The following is a 21,999-nucleotide window of genomic DNA, read 5'->3' on the forward strand; positions in this document are numbered from 1 at the left end:
TTAAAATCAATTTCTACGTTTACACAATCTAACGACTACTCCCCTATTTCCCGGTGATTCTCTGGAATATCGGAACCCTTATTGCCTTTTCTTTCGTGGCACTCTATACCTATCTCGGCTACAAAGGCATGTTCCAGTCCCAAATCCTGCTTCCGGAATTCCTGTTGCAGCGCCTTTCTATCACAACAGTCGGGGATCCAACCGCTCCGGCACCACCTCCAAAAGCGGTTATACGCCAACTCGACCATTATCCAATAGCCGAAATAGAACGCCTGAAAAAAAAATTATTCGATATCCTGGAACACAAAAAACTTTACCGCAATGATACCCTTAGCCTGACGGAACTCTCGGAAACCATGGGAATTTCAAATAAAAAATTATCCGAATTGCTGAACCAGCATATAAAGATCAATTTCTATAACCTGATTAACAACTACCGGATGGCCGAAGTGATTGAACGAATGGGCGCTTTGGATTCAGACAAATATACGCTGGTAGGGATTGCCTATGAATGTGGTTTCCAGTCTAAAGCGAGTTTTAACAGGATCTTCAAACAGAAAACCGGGGTCTCACCGTCCAAATACAAGAAAGAGCTGGAATTGAAAACAGGGCATACAATACGTACTCCTGCATAACCTTGTTTCGCATACTATCAGGAGGGCCAATTAGAGGGTATTTTCCCGTAATCCGGTGCCTCAAATGCAAATTTCAAAGTCCCTTTTGGGATCAAAAAAGAAAGTAAAATACTTTATCCTAAAAATTTTCGTTATAATTTTAACGGTAACAAAAAAAAGCTATTTTTGTCACAGGTAAGGAGCCGGTAGTAATGGCAGCAGGACGTTCGGTCGTTTCCTGTCGTATGAATCCCAATCCTGCAATAACATCAAAAATCAATACCTCTGTTTATGATATTTTCAACATTTTTTTTACAGGCTGATACGTTGGCAGCAGCAACAACAAATACTGTTTTAGACGGTGTTGCAACGGGACAGGAAGTTTCAGCTTTAAGCTTTCTTTTAAAAGGGGGTGTATTCATCTATCCTATTATCCTATTGTTATTTTATACCATATACCTTATTATAGAACGTATCATGTTCATTAACAAAGCAACCAAACAGGATGCCCGTTTACTGAATGACGTAAAAAGCCAGCTGAATGCCGGTAAAATTGATGCTGCACTGGCCGTATGCTACCGGGACAATTCGGCAGCTTCAAATGTGCTGCAGGCAGGAATCTCCACTATTGGAAGGCCGATCAATGAGATTGAATCCAAAATGGAAAAATCCGCTAATATTGAAATTGGTGAGATGGAGAAAAAATTAGGGTACTTAGGGCTTATTTCCGGTATTGCGCCTATTTTAGGATTTATCGGTACAATTTCCGGAGTTATCAAGATTTTCTATAGTATTTCTGTAACCGAGAATATTAGTATCGGAAATATTTCCGGAGGGCTTTATGAAAAAATGATCAGTTCCGGTGCCGGACTTGTAGTAGGGGTTATCGCCTACTCTGCCTACCATATCTTCAACGTAATGATTGATAACTTTTCGCTGAACGTACAGAAACAAGTTTTAGAATTTATTAATATTATCCAACAACCAAGCTATGAGAATAAAAAGGAATAAACGATTTGCTGCAGAAGTTGCCACATCATCGCTGAGTGATATCATGTTCTTTTTACTATTATTCTTCCTGATTATTTCTACCCTTGCGAATCCCAATGTGATCAAGATGACATTGCCGAAATCAGAAGCAAACCAGCAAACGAACAAACAGCATATCAGTCTTTCTGTCACCGAAGATAAACATTACTTTATCGACAAGCAGGAAGTTGCCTTCAGCGATATCGAAGCACAGCTAAAAGCCAAAGCAGCTGCCGGAGCCGAACAAACGGTAATCATCCGTATTCCTTATAACCTTCAGGTACAGGATTTGGTTGATTTACTTCAGATCGGGGTCAAACTGAACCTGAAATTTGTACTGGCCACCAGCAAAAAATAAAACCGAAGCCTCATTTCTTAAATGGGGCTTTTTTACTTAAATTTGGTAAAACTACAATCGGATGCGTACAAAAATACTACTGTTATTCTTCTTTTATGCCTTTACCGCTGCGGCACAGCAAAAAATGGTACTAACCGCAAAAGGCTTTGAGCCGCTAAAAGTGGAAGTACCGCAAAACAGCGCCTTCCAGATTTTTACCAATTCCAAAGACTGGATGCGTGGTTATTACCAGACCGAAACCGAATTCCAGGAAATCGAAGGACAGCAGCTGACCATTGACGCGTTTAAAAACAATGCTTTCTTTTTCCGCAGCCTTGGGGAAACGTATTATTACAAGATCAAATACAATCTCAAAATCGAATTTGTCGATGGTTTGTATACCTTTTACTTTCGCGTAGACGAAATCTATACCATCAATACGCTTACAAAAACACAGATCGCCGATTATTTCCTGAGCAACGGAAACATCAAGGATGACTATGCCGATGTAAAGTCCTCACTGGAATATACTGTAAATGCGATTGCACGATCCCATTACAACTATGTTTTTGGTATCTAACTCATAAAGAAGCGGCTATAGCCACCACAGCAGGTAAAATACTGCACACCCCATAAAATGCATCGCAAAAAACAATAGCATCCGTAGTTTTCACTCCGGAAAAAGTGGTTAAAAATACTGAGAAAAGTAACTATTTTTTTTCAACTGCAAAATGCAATTGTTATCTTTGCTCACTTAGCAAAAAAACATCCAATACACAAATGAAAATATCTTACAATTGGCTCAAGCAATTCATCAAAACAGACTGGAAATCAGGTGAAATATCATCATTATTAACCGATTTAGGTTTGGAAGTTGAAGGAGTCGATGCCTATCAATCTGTAAAAGGCGGCCTGGAAGGCATTGTTGTGGGTCATGTATTGACCTGCATCCAACACCCGAATGCAGACAAATTAAGCCTTACTACAGTAGATTTGGGCGATGGTAATCCACCAGTTCAAATTGTTTGTGGCGCCCCTAATGTTGCTGCAGGGCAAAAAGTGGCAGTAGCTACAATTGGCACCACACTTTATGATAAGGAGGGCGCCGCTTTTCAAATTAAAAAAGGAAAGATCCGCGGGGAAGAAAGCCACGGTATGCTGTGTGCGGAAGATGAATTAGGCCTGGGCGGAAGCCATGAGGGTATCATCGTATTATCTCCGGACTTAAAACCGGGTACCCTGGTTGCCAAAATCTATAACATTGAAAACGATGAAGTTTTTGAAATTGGCCTGACACCAAACCGGGCAGATGCCATGAGTCACTGGGGTGTTGCACGGGACCTGAAAGCAGGACTGACACAACGCAATGTACACACCGAGCTGATCACTCCTTCTGTGAGCAGCTTCAGAGTTGATAAAAGAACCTTGAAAATTGATGTTAATATCCAGGATTCTAAATTGGTGCCACGCTATTGCGGGGTAACCATTTCAGGCGTTTCTATAAAACCTTCTCCGGAATGGCTTCAAAACCGGTTGAAAGCGATCGGCCTAACACCCAAAAATAATATTGTTGACGTAACGAACTATGTATTGCACGAGCTGGGACAACCCCTGCATGCGTTTGATGCGGCTAAGATAAAAGGAAATAAAATAAGCGTTAAGACACTTCCTGCGGGTACAAAATTTACCACACTGGATGATGTGGAACGCATACTGCACGAAGATGACCTGATGATTTGCCACGAGGAAGGCCCGATGGCTATCGCCGGTGTTTTTGGTGGTAAGAATTCTGCCGTGAATGAAAATACCAGTACTATATTTTTAGAAAGTGCGTATTTTAATCCGGTATGCATCCGCAAAACAGCCAAAAGACAAGGATTAAGTACTGATGCTTCCTTCCGTTTTGAACGTGGAATCGATCCATCAATCACAGAATACGCCCTGAAAAGAGCAGCAAACCTGATTAAAGAATTGGCTGGTGGTGAAATCACATCCGATATCGTTGACCTTTATCCAAAGAAGATCGAAGATTTTTCAGTTTTCCTGAATTTCAAAAATGTAACTAAGATCATCGGGCAGGAAATTTCCAAAGAAGTAATCAAGAATATATTGGCTTCTTTAGAAATAAAAATCACCAGTATCTCAGATGCCGGTTTAGGGCTTTTGATTCCTACCTACCGTGTCGATGTACAACGGGAGATAGACGTCATCGAAGACATACTGCGTGTTTACGGATATAATAATGTGAAGTTCACCCAAAAACTAAACGCTTCCATATCCAATTCATCCCGTACAGAAGACCATAAAGTACAGGATATCATTGCCAATCAACTGGTTTCTTTAGGTTTCAATGAGATGATGGCCAATTCGCTTACCACACCGGACTATATTAAATTATCCGAGCAATTGCGTGAAGAATTTAATGTGATCATGCTGAATCCGTTGAGCAATGATTTATCGGCCATGCGCCAGTCGTTATTGTTCTCTGCCCTGGAAGCGATCTCCTTTAATATCAACAGGCGAAATGCCGACCTGAGGTTATTCGAATTTGGTAAAAGCTATCACAAGCTTCCTTCCGGATATGAAGAAAATAAACACCTGACACTTACCGTTACAGGAGATAAAATGCCAGAAAACTGGACGGCAACAGCCAAACCATCTGATTTCTTTTTGTTCAAAGGATATGTAAACAGCATCCTTTCCAGGCTTGGGATTTCCGCTTCCCAGATTGCAACGCCTACTTCCGATGTATTCGCAGAAGGAATTGCATTGGTATTGGGTAATGAGACAATAGTTGAATTTGGAACGATTAAAAAATCAATCCTGAAACATTTCAGTATCAAGCAGGAAGTTTTATTTGCTGATTTCAACTGGGGTGCTATCCTAAAAGTAATTTCCAATAAAACGAAATTTGTTGAAATTCCAAAATATCCTGAAGTACGCCGTGATTTAGCATTACTGGTTGATGAAAATATTTCGTTTGAAAGCATTTATAATTTAGCCAAGCAAACAGACAAAGGATTATTGAAAGAAATCAGCCTTTTTGATGTGTACCAGGGCGATAAATTACCGGAAGGTAAAAAGTCCTATGCCGTTAGCTTTGCAATCCAGGACAGTACCAAAACACTGACAGATGCACAGATTGAAAAATTAATGAGTAAACTGATCCAGAATTTTGAAAGCCAACTTGGCGCACAACTGCGATAGTGCTATCATAAAAAGAATAGTATAAAAGCATGCCCCCAAAAAGTAAAACACGATTTGGGGGCATTGTTTATTTTGGATCTTTTTATTTTGCCTTAAATTACATTGAGGTGATGATAAACTGGCTTCTGCGGTTTTCCTGATGTTGCGCTTCGGTACAAGGCACTCCGTCTGCACAGCCATTCACCAATTGTGTTTCCCCATATCCTTTTGCTGTTAACCGATCCCTGCTGATTCCGGATTGTACCATATATTCTAAAGTGGCCTGTGCTCTTCGCTCTGACAGTTTCATATTATAAGCCCTGGAAGCCCTACTGTCGGTATGCGAGGCAATAGCAATTTTCATATTGGGATACTCCTTCATCACTTCCACAACTTTGCTGATGTCGAGCGCCGCGTCGGGGCGTATATTGGATTTGTCCAGGTCGAAGTAAATGATGCTGATACGGAATAATGTTGCCAAATCCGTTCCGGTTTTTGCTGTTTTAATATTTTTATCCAACGCAATAGATCCGTCTGTTTTTCCGGAAGTTGCCGGGATCGTTACTTTTTCTTCTTTGGTTTCATACTGTGGGTGCTGGGCCCGTACATAATAAACTACATCACAATTAGCTCCGTCCCAGGAATAGTAGCCTTGTTCATCGGCATAGGATTCTTTGATTATTTTCATGTGATCGTCGAGCACTATGACTTTGGCATTGGCTAATGGCGTTTTGGTATCACTATCCGTTATGGTTCCTTCAAGCAACTGTTCACAACTTAACTTACGGGTTTCGGTAAATTTATAAATATCATCATATCCCAATCCTCCATCGCGGTTGGAAGAAAAGAATCCGTTTCTTGATTTTGCATCAATCATAAAAGCAAAGTCATCCGTTGGCCCGTTAACCGGAGCGCCCACATTGGCAACTTTACCCAGTGTATTATCTTTCATTATCCTGGAGACAAAAATATCCAGCCCTCCAAGTCCCGGATGCCCATCGGAAGCAAAATACAATTCATTGTCCGCTGAAACAAAAGGGAATGTTTCTTTTCCTTCGGTGTTAATAGCGATCCCAAGATTTTCGGGTTTGCCATAACTTCCATCGGTATTAATCACCACTTTAAAAATATCGGATTCCCCCATAGTACCCGGCATATTGGAAGCAAAGTACAGGGTTTTCCCGTCAGGGCTTAATGCGGGGTGTGCAGTGCTGTAATTGTTGCTGTTAAAAGGAAGTTCCACTACATTTTTCCATTTCCCATTGTCCAGTGTCGCTTTGTATAATTTCAACAGAACCTGGTCCTTTTTATCTTTTCCCTTTTTACCGTCATTATAATTATTGCGCGTAAAATACATCGTAAGCCCATCGGGAGTAAATGCCGGTGTGGCTTCGTTAAACCGGGAATCGATAGTACCGGAAAACTCCTCCGGCTTTAGCAACTGCCCATCGCCATTGATCTTAGCGGCATAGAGCGTCGTAAAAGCCTGATTGTTCCATTTCTGGACCCGTTTGGTAATCCCTGGTTTTTCACGCGAACTCGCAAATACCAGCTGATCATCGAAGAAAGCAGTTCCATAGTCAGAGTATTCAGAGTTAATTCCTGCATTTTCAATCCGGAAACGACCTGAATTGGCTTTGATGACGGCCAGGTAATCTTTGTTGCTTTCATATAACTTTGCCCTTTGGTCATTACCGCTGCGGGTATTGAACTCTTCGAGCATTGCATTGGCTTTGGTATAATCCCCGACTGATTTGAGGGTCTGGGAATAGCGGTAATAATATTCTGGGGCTATGGGCTGGTTGAGCTCAAAAAGGGCTGTATACCATTTATTCGCGGGCTCGAGTTCGGCATTAAAATAATAGGCATTCCCCAGTTTCTCAAACAAATCAACCGATTTATGTCCTTTTTCGGCTACGCGTTCATAAATTTTAATCGCATCGATATAAGCCAGTTTATCATATTGCTGATCAGCTTTACGGATTTGGGTAGTTTGGCTGTATCCTGTAGCAGCGTAATCAAGGCAACAGCACTAAGGAGTATTTTTGATTTCATAATAATCGGTTTTTAGAAAAATCGAGGTGATATGATCTTATCGTAGCTTTTAAAAAGTTCAAAACGCAGAAAAACTTCATGAGATCCTGAATTATAATTGGCCAGTCGTGTTGTTTCCGCATCATAAGCATAACCAATAAATAGTCCGTCTGACACCTGGAAACCGACCAACGCACTAACTGCAGCATCCCAACGGTAAGCTACCCCGGCAGTAAATTTTTCACTGAATAAAAAATTTGCAGAAAGGTCGACCTGCAATGGAGCACCCTGGGTCATTTTCACCAATGCAGAAGGTTTAAACTTCAGGTTGTAGGCAAGGTCAAAAACATGCCCCCCCATAAGGTAATAATGAATTTGCTCTTTGGCAACAAAACTGGAAGAGGTATTGTAATCGGCCGTTTCATCAAAATGTTTGGTTTGTAGCAGTGCGGGTGCAGAAAGCCCTATATAGGTATTTTCAGAATAAAGGTATGCCCCGGTTCCGATATTAGGAGAGAATTTATTGTCAACATTGTTTTGAAATCTTGGATCAGAAGGATTATAGATGTTGAGCTTTGTATAATCTACGTTGAGTAAGTTGGCTGTGGCTTTAACCCCAAAGGCGAGTTTATATCGTTCTGATACCGGAACCGTATAGGAAATGTCTACGGAGATATTAGTTTCATCAGAAGGCCCAATACGATCATTCACAAAGGACAAACCAATCCCTACATTCGTATCAGAAATAGGAGTATGTATAGAAGCTGCTCCTGTTTTTGGTGCTCCATCAAGCCCGACCCACTGCGCACGGTATAAACCAAAAATACTCATGACTCCACGGGAGCCTGCGTAAGCTGGATTAATGGTAATTGGATTATACATGTACTGTGTATACTGGGAGTCCTGCTGTGCGATCAGCGTTCCACCCCAAAAAAGAAAACCGCAGTACAAACTCTTTTTAAGTAATTTTAGATTCATCTTCAATGTTTTAAAGTTTTAGCCAGCATTCAGATAAAGGTCGCTACTTTTAATCGTTGTATAAACTTAACTTTTTTTGTAGGTATCTTTTGCAGTTGATAATAACTTTAATTTTTCAAATGATGGATACAAATTCATCATCCCGCACAAAAGAACCCCCTAATAATATCACTTAAATAATGTTAAAATTACAAAATATATTTACGCCACAATACTATTTACCTATTATTTATCGCTTACAATCAGAAAATCATCTAAATAATAATACTTCATACTCTAATTTATTCAAAATAAGAACAAAAAAAAACTGTTACTAATAGCAACAGGTTTTGAATAGCTTTGTTTGATTTTATAATTTACTGATATAACTTCCGTAAATATCTTTAAACTGATAGCCTTCTGTGAATCGGTCTTTGCTTAATTTTTTATACTGTGCCAATCCCCATAAAATGAATTCCCGCATAAAATACTGATCTTCTTTCGGAGTATCAGGTTGGTATTTTAAAAGCAATTGCTTCAATGGAATAATGGCATCCAGCTGTTTTTTATATTCTTCATCGGTAGCATCATCCAATAATTCAAAGCCGCTTTCGGTAAAGAACCAGTCAATAACCTCCTGATACGGGCTTTTGTCATTCTGCCGTTCGAGTTTTTCTATTTTTGGGAAAAAATCAGGGAAAAAGGTCTGTATGGCATTTCCAATTAGATGCTCTGCAACCATCGCAGCTCCCTCCTGTTCTCCTTCATACACCAACTCTACCTTACCGGTGATCGCAGGGATAATCCCCATAAAGTCTGACAGGCGCACGGTCGTTTTTTCAGCTCCCGAACGCAAGGCACGACGTTCTGCGGTACTCAATAAATTTTCAAATGCGGTGATACTCATACGGGCGCTCACCCCACTTTTGTAGTCGATAAATTCACTCTCGCGGGCTTCAAAACTAATTTGCTCCAATAAATCTTTTGCTAAAGACGGCACATGGATGCTATCACTCTGGCGGCCATCCAGGTTGGCTTCCTGTTCGGTGATGGTCCTGGCTATTTTTACAGTCTCCGGATAATGCGTCAGGATTTGTGATCCGATACGGTCTTTCAGAGGTGTGACAATACTACCGCGATTCGTATAATCTTCGGGATTGGCTGTAAATATAAACTGCAGGTCTAAAGGCATCCTTACTTTGAATCCACGAATCTGGATATCCCCTTCCTGCAGGATATTAAATAGTGCGACCTGGATCCTCGCCTGTAAATCGGGAAGCTCGTTGATCACGAATATACAACGGTTGGCACGTGGAATCATCCCAAAATGGATCACGCGGTCATCGGCATAGGATAATTTTAAATTGGCAGCTTTGATCGGGTCAATATCCCCAATCAAATCGGCTACCGTCACATCCGGAGTCGCTAATTTCTCATAAAAACGTTCCGATCGGTGGAGCCATGCAACAGGCGTCTCATCACCCTTTTCTGCAATCAGGTCCAATGCGTAACGTGACACAGGGCGCAACGGATCATCATTGATTTCCGAACCTGCCACTACCGGTATCCATTCATCCAGCAATTCCACCATCAGCCGTGCGAGCCTCGTTTTGGCCTGTCCGCGCAATCCCAGTAAATTGATGTTATGGCGGGATAAAATCGCGCGTTCCAATTCCGGGATTACGGTATGCTCAAATCCCCATACTCCGGCAAAAACAGTTTCGCCATTTTTTATTTTAGTCCTTAAGTTCGTACGAAGTTCATCCTTTATACTCTGGCTTTGATAGCCTGCCTTTTTCAAGGCTCCTAATGTTTGTATCGTTGTTGTATCCATTATTGCTTTACGGGTATTATTTAATTTTTTTCTTTCTGTTGGTCTCGTAATCTTCAAAAATCATCTCGCCCAGTCCTTTTAATCCGGTATAAAATGCCTTCCCCTGGTTGGCTGCCGTAAACTGGTTCACAAAACGCTGCAGGTATGGATCATTTGCAATCATAAAAGTGGTAATGGGAATGTGCAGTTTTCGGGCCTGTTGTGCCATCGTATAACATTTGTCCACAATATACTCATCCAGGCCATTACTGTTCATGTAGTAAGAGCCATCCTTTTCCCGGATGCAGCTTGGCTTACCATCTGTAATCATAAAAATCTGCTTGTTGGTATTTCTTTTTCTGCGTAGCAAATCCATCGCCAGCTCAAGCCCCGCTACCGTATTGGTATGGTAAGGCCCTACCTGTAAGTAGGGTAAATCTTTAATTGCGATTGGCCAGGCATCATTGCCAAAGACCAGGATATCCAAAGTGTCTTTAGGATATCGGGTGGTAATTAATTCAGCCAGGGCCATTGCCACCTTTTTGGCCGGTGTGATCCGGTCTTCCCCATACAGAATCATACTATGGCTGATATCGATCATCAAAACCGTACTCATCTGGGATTTGAACTGGGAATCTTCAACGACAAGATCATTTTCAGTCAGCTGAAAACGATCTATTCCATTATTCACCTGTGCATTCCGGATGCTTTCTGTCAGGGAAATACGCTCCGGGCCATCACCAAAATGGTATTACCGGAATTCTCCGGTATGCTCATCGCCACTGCCCGAGTATTTGGTTTTATGATTTCCAGAACCGCTTTTTTTGAGGTTGCCAAAAATTTGATTTAAGGCCTGCTGACGGATCGACCGCTCTGTTTTGGCTGTTATTTTTAGGCCTCCGGAGCCATCATCTTTGATTTCATCCCGGATGTATCCTTTTTTCTTGAGGTCTTCGATAAAATCGTCTATCGTATATTTTTCATCCGTAAGTTTATATTCTTTATCCAACTCCCGAAGCCATTCTAAAGCCTCGTCCAGATCACCCGAAGTGTGTGTAATCAGTTCCGTAAAAATTTCGAAAAGTTTATCAAACGGAGACAGATTAGGAGCTTCATATTGCCTGAATATAAACCCTTTCTTTTTGTTTGCTTCCATAGTGATTAAAATTAAGCGTTTATCCAGTGCGCCAGCCTATAAAAATTATTAATTTTTAGTTAAAGAAATGCTGCTATCAAGCGGTGTATCCTACGGTTTTATCTCCTTTTTAGCATAAATTAAACGCTCCTATAACAAAACACAAAAAATATGGCAATGCTGTAATTTTTTATAAAAAGCATGTAATAAAATTTCAATAGAATAAGGTAAACTTTGTAAGTAGGACTGGTTTTTGGCACCAATCCGGATGATTGCCATCTGATGGAGCGGAAACCCTATCTCATAAACTCAAAATTTTATATCATGGACATTACTACTCTCATTACTTCAATGGTGCCCAGCACTGAAGACCATATCTCAAAAAAACAGCGACTCCTGATGATCGCAGCGGGTGGTTACCTGCTTTATAAAGCACTTCGCAAAAAAGAAGACCGCAATATACTGGAAACGATTACTGCAGGGGCTTTATTATACCGGGGACTTTCGGGATACCTCCAGGAAAGCCAGCAGCGTAAAGAACCGGTATACGACAACCATTATACCAACATCCGGTAAACGGGACTAAAAAAATAAGTATGAAAGCAATATGGAAAGGCGGGATCAGTTTTGGACTGGTCAATATCCCGGTACGGCTCTATAGCGGAGCCACCACCCATCGCATTGATTTTGACATGATCCGGAAGAAGGATCAATGTGCGATACAATATGTGCGGGTGTGTAAAAAAGACGGTAAGGAAGTTTCCTGGGATGATATTGCCAAAGGCTATAGAAAAGAGAACGGCGATTATATTATCCTCGATAAAGCTGATTTTGCTAAGGCTGCGCCTGAAAAGACCCAGACGATTGATATTTTCGAATTTGTCAAAGAAGAGGAAATCCCTTCCAAATATCTGGAGAAACCGTATATCGTTGAACCGGCAAAGGAAGCCCAAAAGACCTATACCCTGCTCCGTGAGGCCCTGAAAAAAACGGAAAAAGTAGGGCTGGCTAAATTTGTCATCCGTACAACTGAACATTTGGGGATTTTAAAAGTGGAAGATGATGTCATCCTGCTGATCCAAATGCGTTTTGACGAAGACCTGAGGGATCCCCATGAAGCTAAAATCCCGGGCAAGAGTACCGTTTCAAAAAAAGAACTCGACATGGCCATCAGTATTGTAGACCAGCTGACCGAAAAATTTGAACCGGAAAAATATAAGGACACTTATAAAAAGGAACTGCTGGATATGATCCAGAAGAAATCCAAAGTCAAAACCGAAAAAAAGGAGGCAAAACCCGTAAAGTCAAAAAAAGAAAACGCTGCTTCAGATGATTTGCTGGAACAATTGAAAGCCAGTATTGAGGCGCTAAAAAATTAGGCTATGAAATTAGAACGATACAATCAAAAGCGTGATTTTACAAAAACGAAAGAGCCTAAAGGTGTTCCGAAGAAATCCAAAAACACCTTACAGTTTGTCGTTCAGAAACATGCCGCCTCCCATCTTCATTATGACTTCAGGCTGGAAATTGATGGGGTACTCGTCAGTTGGGCAGTACCTAAAGGCCCTTCTGCGGATCCTGCCGACAAAAGGCTGGCTGTAATGACGGAAGACCATCCTATGGCATACCTCCATTTTGAAGGAAGTATACCTGCCGGAGAATATGGTGGTGGAACTGTAATGGTTTGGGATACGGGCGAATACCGCCCCGAAGGTTCCGAAAAGCCAGCAGATGACGCCAGAATGATGATGGAACAACTCAAATCAGGATCAATAAAAGTGGTATTGGAAGGCGGGAAACTCAAAGGTGCCTGGCATTTGGTACAAATGAAATCCGGGAAAAACTGGCTTTTGATGAAAGCTAAAGATGAGTTCTCGGGTGATCACGTTACATTTGATGAAAATTCCATCCTCAGTCAAAGGGATTTTCCTGAAATTGAAAAAGAAGGTGTTGCCTGGGGTGAAAAAAAAAGTAACATCCAGAAACCAAAAACTGATTCAGTTGCAGCTACAAATACAGCTGAATTCACAGCCGACAGCCTTTCGGGAGCTGTAAAACTTACCCGCTTTCCGATGGACTGGCGACCACAATTAGCAACACTCACCGATAGTGTTTTTGATAGTGAAGACTGGATTTTTGAAACGAAATATGACGGATACCGTGCGCTGGCACAAATCCAAAACAATAAAGCAGACCTGATTTCCAAAAATGGCAATTCTTTTCTTTCCAAATACAGCACTATAGCCAAAGCCTTGGAGCAAATTCACGATGATGTCATCCTTGATGGCGAGATTGTAGTAGAAGATACCAAAGGGACTAGCCATTTCCAATGGTTACAGCATTATGAAGACACTCCTGAAAAAGGGCTGTTGAAGTTTTACATCTTTGATATCCTCTATTTTAATGGATATGACCTGAGAGGGCTGGAATTACTGCAGCGTAAAAAAATACTAAAAGCCATTTTACCACCACTTGAAAACTGCGTGTATTCCACCCATGTAACCACTACCGGAACGGCACTTTTTCAAACCATTCAAAAAGAAGGCGGTGAAGGTATTATTGCAAAAAAGAAAAGCAGTACCTACCATACTGATACACGAACCAAAGACTGGCTAAAAGTAAAAACAACCAAGGAACAGGAAATGGTAATTGGCGGATATACCGACCCACAAGGGCAACGCTCCGGTTTGGGGGCCCTGCTTTGCGGCTATTATAAAGACAATGCTTTTGTCTATTCCGGAAAAGTAGGTACGGGATTTTCAGACAACTACCTGACTGCCTTACAAAAGCAGTTAAAAAAACTGGAACAGCCCTCCTGCCCGTTTAGTACACCGCCAAAAATCCAAAATGTACATTGGGTAAGCCCAAAACTTGTAGCCCAAATCAAATTTTCAGAATGGACTGAAAGTGGGAATATGCGGCATCCTGTTTTTATCGCCCTGCGCTCAGACAAAGATCCCAAAACAGTAGTTCGGGAAACAGTACAATCGAAGATCAAAAAAACCCCAAAAACAAAAATGGAAAAGAAAGCAAAACCATCCGAAGTGCAATCCGATAAAGTAACCTTTACGAATCCGGATAAAGTATTCTGGCCGGACGAAAAAATAACCAAAGGTGCTGTGATTTCCTATTATGAACAGATAGCACCTTACCTCCTACCCTTTTTAAAAGACCGTCCGCAGTCATTACGGAGGAATCCGGATGGAATTAGTAAGCCCGGCTTTTTCCAGAAGAATGTTGCCGGTTTGGTACCGGATTGGATCAAGACCCGAAAACTAAAATCAAAAAGTACAGATGAAACCATTGAATACCTGCTTTGCCAGGATAAAGATACCCTGCTTTTCCTGGCCAACTGGGGTTGTATCGAATTAAATCCCTGGAGCAGTCGTGTCGGGAGCATTAATAATCCCGATTATATTATATTCGATTTAGATCCTAATGAGGCTGATATGGAAAAATTAGTCGCTACAGCATTAAAGGTAAAGGAACTATTAGACCGGCTAAAAGTCACAGCCTATCTTAAAACTTCGGGCGGCAAAGGCCTGCATATCTTTATTCCGGTATTGCCTAAATACACCTATGACCAAAGCCGTCAGTTTTCGCACCTGATCAGTCAAATGGTACATCGTGAATTGCCGGATAGTACCAGCCTGGAACGAAGCCCCGATAAACGAAAAGGTAAAATCTATCTCGATTTCCTCCAAAATGGTAAAGGCAAAACAATGGCCAGTGTCTATTCTCTCCGGCCCCGTGCGGGTGCTCCTGTGAGTACACCATTGGAATGGGAAGAACTACACCCGAAAATGGACCTTAAAAGTTATAACATCCATACCATCATCGATCGTATCGCGACAAAAGGGGATTTGTGGAAAGATTTCTTTGAGCATAAAATGGATTTGAAGACTATTTTAGCCTCTTTATAAGCTAATTTCAATGTTACGCCCCTTTATTATATGCATACATACAAATTGTACAATATTTAAAGAAAATCATATAAGAACCTTTCCATACTCGTGATGTATCTTTGAATATAAGCTAATGGTTCGCTATCAGCTGAATCAGTTTAAAAATTATGCTATGAAAACAGTACCCATATTAGTAAGCCAAAAATCAAGCTGTATAACAGCTCCACTATATGTGCCGGATCACCGGTAACCCTATATGAGACGATGTTCTCATTGCAATAAAAAGTGGAGTGTCTTATCAAATAAGTTATTCCACTTTTTTTTTGCAGCCTACGGAATAATTTCCGTGGATTTGAAATCCAAAAACAAACTTATACTAACTAAAATCAATGCGAATGAATAAAAATGGTGAAATTTTAATTGTTGATGATGATCAGGACGATCATGATGTTTTAGCCGATATCTTTAAGGAATTAAATTATAGCAACGAAATACGCTATTTCTTTAATGGTTTTGATCTATTAGATTATTTGAGACAACCTACGACAAAACCGTTTCTGATCCTTTCTGATATCAATATGCCAAAAATAGACGGCTTTGACCTTCGAAGCCAGATATTCCAAAATGAAGAATTACGGACCAAATGCATTCCGTACCTCTTTTTTACTACCCATGCAAACGATCAATTCGTAAAAGATGCGTACCAATGTCTGTACAGGGTTTTTTCCAAAAGCCCAACAGTTATAACGAACTCAAAAATACGATCTTTAAAATCATGGAGTATTGGAAAGAGTGTTATGCACCTTAAAAACAAATACTTACTATTAGTGACTGCTCCACGCCTATTGGGCGATGGGGCAGTTTTATTTTTTTAGCAAATGAGAATCATATAACAATATATAAAAATTGTATAACGGGATATTATGCCAAAAAGTCCAACTTTGAAACTAACAAACAAACTATCTCTTATAATTATTTAATTAAAACCAGAACGCCATGGGATTACATCACACCGACCTGAAAAATCAAGGTAATTCGAAAGGTCAAAATGCTACACCAGAAGGAACATTTTCACGAATAGACCCATCCGGAACCAGTCCGAACCGCTATGAAAACATTTATAGTAAAGATCAGGATGAAGACTATAGAAAGAGCTGTAAAAGCAAAGATAAAAACTGTGTCATCCCGGGAGTTGAAGTCAATGTAAGTAAAATAGAACGCCTCCTTATGATTGCAGCAGGATCTTTCCTGGTATACAAAGCCATCAAAGGACGTAAGAAAAATATAGGCCAGGGTATTGCAGGGGGAACAATGATTGCCCGTGGCATTAGCGGCTACTGTCCGGTATATGATGCTTTGGGACAAGGAGGGCTAATGAAAAGTGCGAATATCAATATCCACACCGCCGTAGAAGTTAGCAAACCTATCAATGAAGTATATGCTTTCTGGCGCAATTTAGAAAATTTGCCCCTATTCATGAAACACCTGGATAGTGTAGACGAAAAAAACAACCTTACTTCTATATGGAAAGCCAAAATCCCCGGAGGTATTGGTACGGTAGGATGGAAAGCGGAAATCCTGATGGATGAACCTGAAAAAGTATTGAGCTGGCACTCCCTTCCAGGATCTACAATTAATAATGCCGGAAAAGTTTCCTTTACAAAAACAGGATCCGGCAGCACCACAGTAGATGTTGTAATTTCATACCATGCGCCACTGGGAACAGCTGGTGAAGCCGCTGCTAAATTACTGAATCCGATCTTTGAAAAAATGGTCAAAAAAGACATCCAAAACTTTAAAGACTATATTGAAAGTCAACCACAGCACGCCTTAATCAATTAATATTGCCTATTATAGGCTGAATTAAAAAACACTGGACTATTCTAATACGAATGCTCAGTGTTTTTTGATTTTTAGTTTGTCACCATCATTTACTTAAAAAAAATCCAAATGGAACCTACAGATCCTACCCCAGATCAATGCAATTTGATACCACATCATTCCGAAAAGGCCTTTAATGACCTTATGGAAATTGCTTCAATTATGTGCAATAAATCGACTGCATTGCTGTCTTTTTTAGATTCCAACCTGAAAATTTTCGAAACTCATTTTGATACGGTTATTTTTCGTATCCCTATTGAAAAAAGCTTTTGTCAATATACCATTGAAAATACCGAGGGTATCTTTATCATTCCCGATGCCCAAATCGATGTGCGCTTTAAGGATAATGCCCTGGTGACGGACTATCCCTTCATTCGCTTTTATGCCGGTGTACCGTTACGCCTTCAAAATGGGCAGGTGATTGGCGCTTTATGTGTGATTGATAATACACCCGGAACCTTAAATGAGGAGCAACAACGCATCCTGAAAATAATAGCCGCTAAAATCAGTACAGAACTGGACAAACGTGAGAAAGACCTGAAAACGAAAATACGGCTAAAGGATCTCAACCGCCAGTTGAACTACCTTACTACTGAGTTCTATAGTGCACAGCAAAGTGCCAATTTTGGAACATGGACCTGGGATATCGAAAAGAAAGTCTTTGAGTTTTCTCCCAACCTGATCCATCTTTTTGGTTTTGAAAACCGAAAGTCATCGGAAATTGAAATCCAGGAGTGGATGAACAAAATCCATCCGGAAGACCTCCCGGCTGTAAAAAACAGCCTGAGAGCCTCGAGGGAAACTACAGAGAGCCAGTCAGTCGAATACCGTATTTTTGATGCCAACGGCACAATACAATGGATGCTTTCTGAAAACGAGCTAATAGTATCCAATGGAAAACCCGCCAAGCTGAAAGGGCTGGTAATCAACATAACGGCCAAAAAGGAATACACTGCCATGCTGGAAGAAATTTTGTTTTCCATTTCCCATGTGATGCGCAGGCCTGTAGCCAATATGCTCGGACTTTGTGAAAACCTGCCTTCCGATAATATTCCCCAGGCACAAATCCGGGAACAAATTAACTATTTTAAGAAAGTGGCTTTAGAAATGGATTCCTATATACGGGAACTCAACGACGTTTTCCATAAAAGGAAAAACAAGTTCTCCGTTGATTCCGCATTCAAGCACTGTCTGTAACCATCACGCTAATACAAGGCTTATGAAAAAAGACAACACCTATAAAAAATCATTTAAAAATACATTCCATATCCTGAAACAATCTTTCACAGGGTTCATGGACGATAAAGGGCTAAAATTAAGCGCTTCTTTATCCTATTATACGGTATTTTCGCTGGCACCATTGCTATTACTGATGATTTCCCTGGCGGGGCTTTTCTTTGGTAAAGAAGCCATACAGGGCCATGTTTTTGCAGAAATCAATGGCCTGATTGGAAATGCTGCTGCTGCCCAGATACAGGAAATGATCAAAAGTGTAGAGCTATCCGGCAAGACCACAACCGCAGTCATCATTGGTGCCGTAACCCTGGTTATTGGTGCAACGACCGTTTTTGGGGAAATCCAGGATTCCATTAACATGATCTGGAAAGTAAAAGCCAAACCTAAAAGAGGCTGGCTGAAACTCATCAAAGACAGGCTGCTTTCCTCCTCCCTGATTGTAGGGCTGGGATTCCTGCTTATTGTTTCCCTTATGGTAAATGGGGCCTTGCTCGCTTTGAGTGATCTTATCAAAAGCTACTTTCCCGATATTACCGTACTACTTTTTAATATCCTCAATATTGCAATCAGCTTTGTCGTGATTACGCTTTTGTTTGGTGTTATTTTTAAAATACTGCCCGATGCTAAAATAGCCTGGAAAGATGTCCGTATGGGTGCTTTTTTCACAGCCTGCCTTTTTATGCTGGGCCGTTACCTGATTGGCATCTACATAGAAACCACCAGTACCGGATCTGCTTATGGTGCCGCAGGATCACTGATTATTATTTTGGTCTGGGTATATTATACTGCTGCAATCCTTTATTTTGGTGCCGAATTTACACGGGTATATGCTGACTTTATCGGAGCCCGTATTGAGCCTGCAGATTATGCCGTCTATGTGGAAGAGCATGAAAAAGAAATTGATACGGCGGTATTGCCTAAAAAAACAACTTCTGAAAGCGATACTCGTCCTTAAAATGGTAATCATATAAGATTAGTAGGAAATGTTATAAAATATAATGGCCTTGTCCTATAGATCTTTACAGTACCAAAATCAAAATAGTACTGCCATGAAAACGAAAACCAAAAATAACACGAACACCACACAGGAAACGGGTAAAAAAACATCCGCAACCAAATTAGAAACAACCACCAACAAAGTAGAAATTCCGGATTATATGTCCCACTGGACGTAATCCTATTGAAAAACACCTCAGGATCCCCAAATTTATAAACAACTATAGATTTGGGGATTTTGTCTTTCCTGCCATCGGATTGCGTTAAAATGAAGCAACAAAATTTAACAGAGATTCTATGGTTTCCTTATTTCTTCCTTGTAAATTTAATTCATGATGGCATCCGGCCGTCTGCCCGAAACCGAAAGCCCCTGTATGACTGAAAAATTACCCTCAAAACGCTGGTTACCAAAAACTAATTTCCCCCGATGGCTTAGGATCACACTTCGCATTTTCGGGGCTTTTGTAGTACTCCTATTGCTTTCCTATATCGGTATTGCCTGGTATGTGAACGCGCATAAAAAAGAATTACTCGGAAAGATTACCGAAAAGCTAAATGAGAATATTGATGGGGAACTTACGATAGGCAGTATGGATCCTTCTTTCCTCAAAGGATTACCCAGAATATCACTCAACCTGAAAGATGTTGTCATCAAAGATGCCCAATGGAATGTCCATCAGCATACGTTACTCGATGCCAAAAACTTTGATGTTTCCGTCAATACTTTGGCGCTGCTGCGGGGAGCTGTCGAAATTCGCATCATTGAGATCAGCAATGCCAAAATCTACCTGTATACCGATGCTAATGGCTACAGCAACACCTCTATTTTTAAATCCAAAAGCAACGATACCAAAAAGGAATCATCCGATGGTGCCACCGAAATAAAACGTTTCTACCTCGATAATGTAAGCCTGGTGATTGACAACAAAAAGGGAAATAAGCTATTTCAGTTTGATGTTGATAAAATTGATGGCCGGATGGATTATTCTTTTTCCGACTGGGAAGCCAAAATCAATCTGAAAACCTATGCCCGAAGCTTGGCTTTTAATACCGTGCACGGCAGTTTTATCAAAGACAAACTGGTACAGGGAACCATTGCGGCGAATTATGATTCCGGAACCAAAAACATTACGGTTCTACCCAATAACCTTGATATCGGTGAAGACCGCTTCAATATCGGAGGAAAATTCAGCCTGGGAGATACAGCCGATTTTACCATCAATATCAAAACCAATATACTATGGCGCAATGCCTCTACCCTGCTTTCGCGGAATATCAGCCAGAAACTCGATCTTTTTAACCTCGAAAAACCAATTGATGTCAGCTGTGACCTTATTGGTAATTTTGATGCCGAAGGAGATCCCTCTATCGTAGTGACCGCCCAGGTTAAAGAGAATGTACTGACCATTCCGGATGCAACCATAAAAGAATGCAGCTTTACCGGCATTTTTACTAATGAATACGTGGCTGGCAAAGGATTTTCTGATGCCAATTCAGCTGTGAAATTATTGAATTTTGCTGGAAGCTATGAAGAGATTCCTTTTACCATGCAAAAAGCTTTTATCGTTGATTTTGATCATCCAATGGCAATTGGTGATTTTAAATCCAAATTTGACTTAAAAAAACTCAACAATATTATCGGGGATGACCTGCTTCAGTTTTACAACGGCAAAGCCAGCGTTGAAGTAACCTACAAGGCACCGATTGAAAACTTTAAGCTGACGAAACCATTGGTGGAAGGGCTTATTGAAGTTGAAAATGCCAACCTGAATTATATTCCACGACACCTGAATTTTAAAAATACAACGATCTCCCTGAATTTTAATAATGACGATCTTTTCATCAAGAACATAAAATTGCAAAGTGGTAAGAGTATCGTATTTATGGAAGGTAGTGTGAACAATTTCCTGAACCTCTATTATACCGCTCCCGAAAAGATTGTACTGAACTGGAAGATCCGCAGCCCACAGCTGCATTTGGGGGAATTCCTGGGTTTCCTGGGACAACGCAAGCAGGTGGCGGCAGTACGTAAAAGAAGCCGGACGACTAATTTTACCAAAGAGATGAACTCCCTTTTTGAAAAAAGCAATGTCAATATGCAGCTGAAAGTAGACAAACTCTATTATAAAAAATTCCTCGCCACCAACGCTACAGCTTCCATTTTGCTTTCCGAATCGGGTATTAACCTCAACAATGTATCGGTACAGCATGCCGGTGGTACAGCAACGCTAAATGGTAAACTCTATCAGCAGGGCAAACGCAACCAGTACCAATTTCAGACAAATGTCAATAATGTCGATATCCAAAAATTCTTCTATTCGTTTGATAATTTTGGGATGCAGTCCTTTACGTCCAAAAACCTGAAAGGCTACCTGACAGCCAAAGCCGCCATTTCGGGAGCCATCACCGATTCCGGGGATATGGTTCCGGGTACTATGAATGGAAACCTGAGCTTTGACATAAAAAAAGGCGCACTAATCGGATTCGACCCTATTCGCAATGTCGGTAAGTTTGCCTTTCCGCTGCGTGACCTCAACACCATCACTTTTACCAACCTGAATGGCAAATTTGATATCAAAGGGGAATTGGTCACAATCAATCCGATGCAAATCAATTCCAGTGTCCTGAATATGGACATTGCCGGAATCTACTCCTTTTCAAAAGGAACCAATATAGCCCTGGATATCCCGCTCCGGAATCCGAAAAACGATAAAAATATTGTAGATAAGGAAGAACGGAAGCTCCGTCGGAAACGAGGCATTGTATTACACCTGTTGGCGACCGATGGTGATGATGGAAAGATCAAGATCAAATGGAACGGCAACCGGAACAAAGACAATAAAGAGGAATAAGTTTCAACCCACAGGTGTTAATTA

General features: G+C 40.8%; 18 protein-coding genes and 1 pseudogene. 14 read left to right on the forward strand and 5 right to left on the reverse strand.

Annotated elements, in window-relative coordinates; genetic code table 11:
* Positions 1–53 precede the first annotated feature (53 nt).
* The 5 genes from FK004_RS14945 to pheT all read left to right on the forward strand — a co-directional run bounded on the left by FK004_RS14945 (position 54) and on the right by pheT (position 5,187).
* Complete coding sequence (locus tag FK004_RS14945) at positions 54–635, forward strand: helix-turn-helix domain-containing protein (protein WP_108737977.1); 582 nt, start codon at positions 54–56, stop codon at positions 633–635.
* Between the two features lie 273 nt (positions 636–908).
* Complete coding sequence (locus tag FK004_RS14950; RefSeq protein ID WP_170108584.1) at positions 909–1,625, forward strand: MotA/TolQ/ExbB proton channel family protein; 717 nt, start codon at positions 909–911, stop codon at positions 1,623–1,625.
* Positions 1,606–2,001 (forward strand): ExbD/TolR family protein, encoded by a 396-nt coding sequence (locus tag FK004_RS14955; protein WP_108737979.1) that lies wholly within the window; start codon positions 1,606–1,608, stop codon positions 1,999–2,001. The genes FK004_RS14950 and FK004_RS14955 overlap by 20 nt, the downstream gene beginning before the upstream one ends.
* A gap of 61 nt (positions 2,002–2,062) precedes the next feature.
* Entirely contained in the window at positions 2,063–2,560 is a 498-nt protein-coding gene (locus FK004_RS14960) for a DUF4468 domain-containing protein (protein WP_108737980.1), read from the forward strand.
* Between the two features lie 200 nt (positions 2,561–2,760).
* Positions 2,761–5,187: a phenylalanine--tRNA ligase subunit beta gene (pheT, locus tag FK004_RS14965; RefSeq protein ID WP_108737981.1), complete on the forward strand. Its 2,427-nt coding sequence runs from the start codon at positions 2,761–2,763 to the stop codon at positions 5,185–5,187.
* 97 nt (positions 5,188–5,284) lie between these two features.
* Here the strand turns inward: pheT and FK004_RS14970 are convergent, their stop codons facing one another.
* From FK004_RS14970 to FK004_RS14985, 5 genes and pseudogenes are all read right to left on the reverse strand, one after another.
* Positions 5,285–7,120, reverse strand: a complete 1,836-nt coding sequence (locus tag FK004_RS14970; protein WP_475404855.1) for an OmpA family protein — start codon at positions 7,118–7,120, stop codon at positions 5,285–5,287.
* Positions 7,081–7,221: a hypothetical protein gene (locus tag FK004_RS19250; RefSeq protein ID WP_157956123.1), complete on the reverse strand. Its 141-nt coding sequence runs from the start codon at positions 7,219–7,221 to the stop codon at positions 7,081–7,083. The genes FK004_RS14970 and FK004_RS19250 overlap by 40 nt, the downstream gene beginning before the upstream one ends.
* Before the next feature lie 12 nt (positions 7,222–7,233).
* Complete coding sequence (locus FK004_RS14975; protein ID WP_108737983.1) at positions 7,234–8,178, reverse strand: PorP/SprF family type IX secretion system membrane protein; 945 nt, start codon at positions 8,176–8,178, stop codon at positions 7,234–7,236.
* A 349-nt stretch (positions 8,179–8,527) separates the two neighbouring features.
* Entirely contained in the window at positions 8,528–9,991 is a 1,464-nt protein-coding gene (locus FK004_RS14980; RefSeq protein WP_108738867.1) for a sigma 54-interacting transcriptional regulator, read from the reverse strand.
* A gap of 16 nt (positions 9,992–10,007) precedes the next feature.
* Positions 10,008–11,126, reverse strand: a pseudogene (locus tag FK004_RS14985) (vWA domain-containing protein).
* A 303-nt stretch (positions 11,127–11,429) separates the two neighbouring features.
* On the opposite strand from FK004_RS14985, the gene FK004_RS14990 reads away from it, so the two are divergent.
* From FK004_RS14990 to FK004_RS15025, 9 genes are all read left to right on the forward strand, one after another.
* Positions 11,430–11,681: a hypothetical protein gene (locus FK004_RS14990; RefSeq protein WP_108737984.1), complete on the forward strand. Its 252-nt coding sequence runs from the start codon at positions 11,430–11,432 to the stop codon at positions 11,679–11,681.
* A gap of 20 nt (positions 11,682–11,701) precedes the next feature.
* A complete protein-coding gene (gene ku, locus FK004_RS14995; RefSeq protein WP_108737985.1) occupies positions 11,702–12,484 on the forward strand; it encodes a non-homologous end joining protein Ku in 783 nt (260 codons plus the stop codon).
* 3 nt (positions 12,485–12,487) lie between these two features.
* Positions 12,488–15,028: a DNA ligase D gene (gene ligD / locus FK004_RS15000; protein WP_108737986.1), complete on the forward strand. Its 2,541-nt coding sequence runs from the start codon at positions 12,488–12,490 to the stop codon at positions 15,026–15,028.
* A gap of 377 nt (positions 15,029–15,405) precedes the next feature.
* The gene (locus FK004_RS15005) at positions 15,406–15,885 is read left to right on the forward strand and encodes a response regulator (RefSeq protein WP_227871620.1); all 480 of its coding nucleotides are present in this window, start codon (positions 15,406–15,408) and stop codon (positions 15,883–15,885) included.
* 121 nt (positions 15,886–16,006) lie between these two features.
* Entirely contained in the window at positions 16,007–16,852 is an 846-nt protein-coding gene (locus FK004_RS15010; protein ID WP_108737987.1) for an SRPBCC family protein, read from the forward strand.
* 108 nt (positions 16,853–16,960) lie between these two features.
* Positions 16,961–18,088, forward strand: coding sequence for a PAS domain-containing protein (locus tag FK004_RS15015; RefSeq protein WP_108737988.1), 1,128 nt, complete (start codon positions 16,961–16,963; stop codon positions 18,086–18,088).
* A 22-nt stretch (positions 18,089–18,110) separates the two neighbouring features.
* Entirely contained in the window at positions 18,111–19,082 is a 972-nt protein-coding gene (locus FK004_RS15020; protein WP_108737989.1) for a YihY/virulence factor BrkB family protein, read from the forward strand.
* A gap of 94 nt (positions 19,083–19,176) precedes the next feature.
* Entirely contained in the window at positions 19,177–19,302 is a 126-nt protein-coding gene (locus FK004_RS19585) for a hypothetical protein (RefSeq protein WP_262497653.1), read from the forward strand.
* Between the two features lie 195 nt (positions 19,303–19,497).
* Positions 19,498–21,975: an AsmA family protein gene (locus FK004_RS15025; RefSeq protein ID WP_108738868.1), complete on the forward strand. Its 2,478-nt coding sequence runs from the start codon at positions 19,498–19,500 to the stop codon at positions 21,973–21,975.
* The last annotated feature ends 24 nt before the right edge of the window (positions 21,976–21,999 follow it).

Origin of the sequence: Flavobacterium kingsejongi (genome assembly GCF_003076475.1) — a bacterium.
Lineage (GTDB): Bacteria > Bacteroidota > Bacteroidia > Flavobacteriales > Flavobacteriaceae > Flavobacterium > Flavobacterium kingsejongi.

Coding starts and splice junctions, on each gene's coding strand:
- FK004_RS14955 (WP_108737979.1), top strand. CDS start 1,606: ATGAGAATAAAAAGGAATAAACGATTTGCTGCAGAAGTTGCCACATCA.
- FK004_RS14960 (WP_108737980.1), top strand. CDS start 2,063: ATGCGTACAAAAATACTACTGTTATTCTTCTTTTATGCCTTTACCGCT.
- pheT (WP_108737981.1), top strand. CDS start 2,761: ATGAAAATATCTTACAATTGGCTCAAGCAATTCATCAAAACAGACTGG.
- FK004_RS19250 (WP_157956123.1), bottom strand. CDS start 7,221: ATGAAATCAAAAATACTCCTTAGTGCTGTTGCCTTGATTACGCTGCTA.
- FK004_RS14975 (WP_108737983.1), bottom strand. CDS start 8,178: ATGAATCTAAAATTACTTAAAAAGAGTTTGTACTGCGGTTTTCTTTTT.
- FK004_RS14980 (WP_108738867.1), bottom strand. CDS start 9,991: ATGGATACAACAACGATACAAACATTAGGAGCCTTGAAAAAGGCAGGC.
- FK004_RS14990 (WP_108737984.1), top strand. CDS start 11,430: ATGGACATTACTACTCTCATTACTTCAATGGTGCCCAGCACTGAAGAC.
- ku (WP_108737985.1), top strand. CDS start 11,702: ATGAAAGCAATATGGAAAGGCGGGATCAGTTTTGGACTGGTCAATATC.
- ligD (WP_108737986.1), top strand. CDS start 12,488: ATGAAATTAGAACGATACAATCAAAAGCGTGATTTTACAAAAACGAAA.
- FK004_RS15005 (WP_227871620.1), top strand. CDS start 15,406: ATGAATAAAAATGGTGAAATTTTAATTGTTGATGATGATCAGGACGAT.
- FK004_RS15010 (WP_108737987.1), top strand. CDS start 16,007: ATGGGATTACATCACACCGACCTGAAAAATCAAGGTAATTCGAAAGGT.
- FK004_RS15015 (WP_108737988.1), top strand. CDS start 16,961: ATGGAACCTACAGATCCTACCCCAGATCAATGCAATTTGATACCACAT.
- FK004_RS15020 (WP_108737989.1), top strand. CDS start 18,111: ATGAAAAAAGACAACACCTATAAAAAATCATTTAAAAATACATTCCAT.
- FK004_RS19585 (WP_262497653.1), top strand. CDS start 19,177: ATGAAAACGAAAACCAAAAATAACACGAACACCACACAGGAAACGGGT.
- FK004_RS15025 (WP_108738868.1), top strand. CDS start 19,498: ATGACTGAAAAATTACCCTCAAAACGCTGGTTACCAAAAACTAATTTC.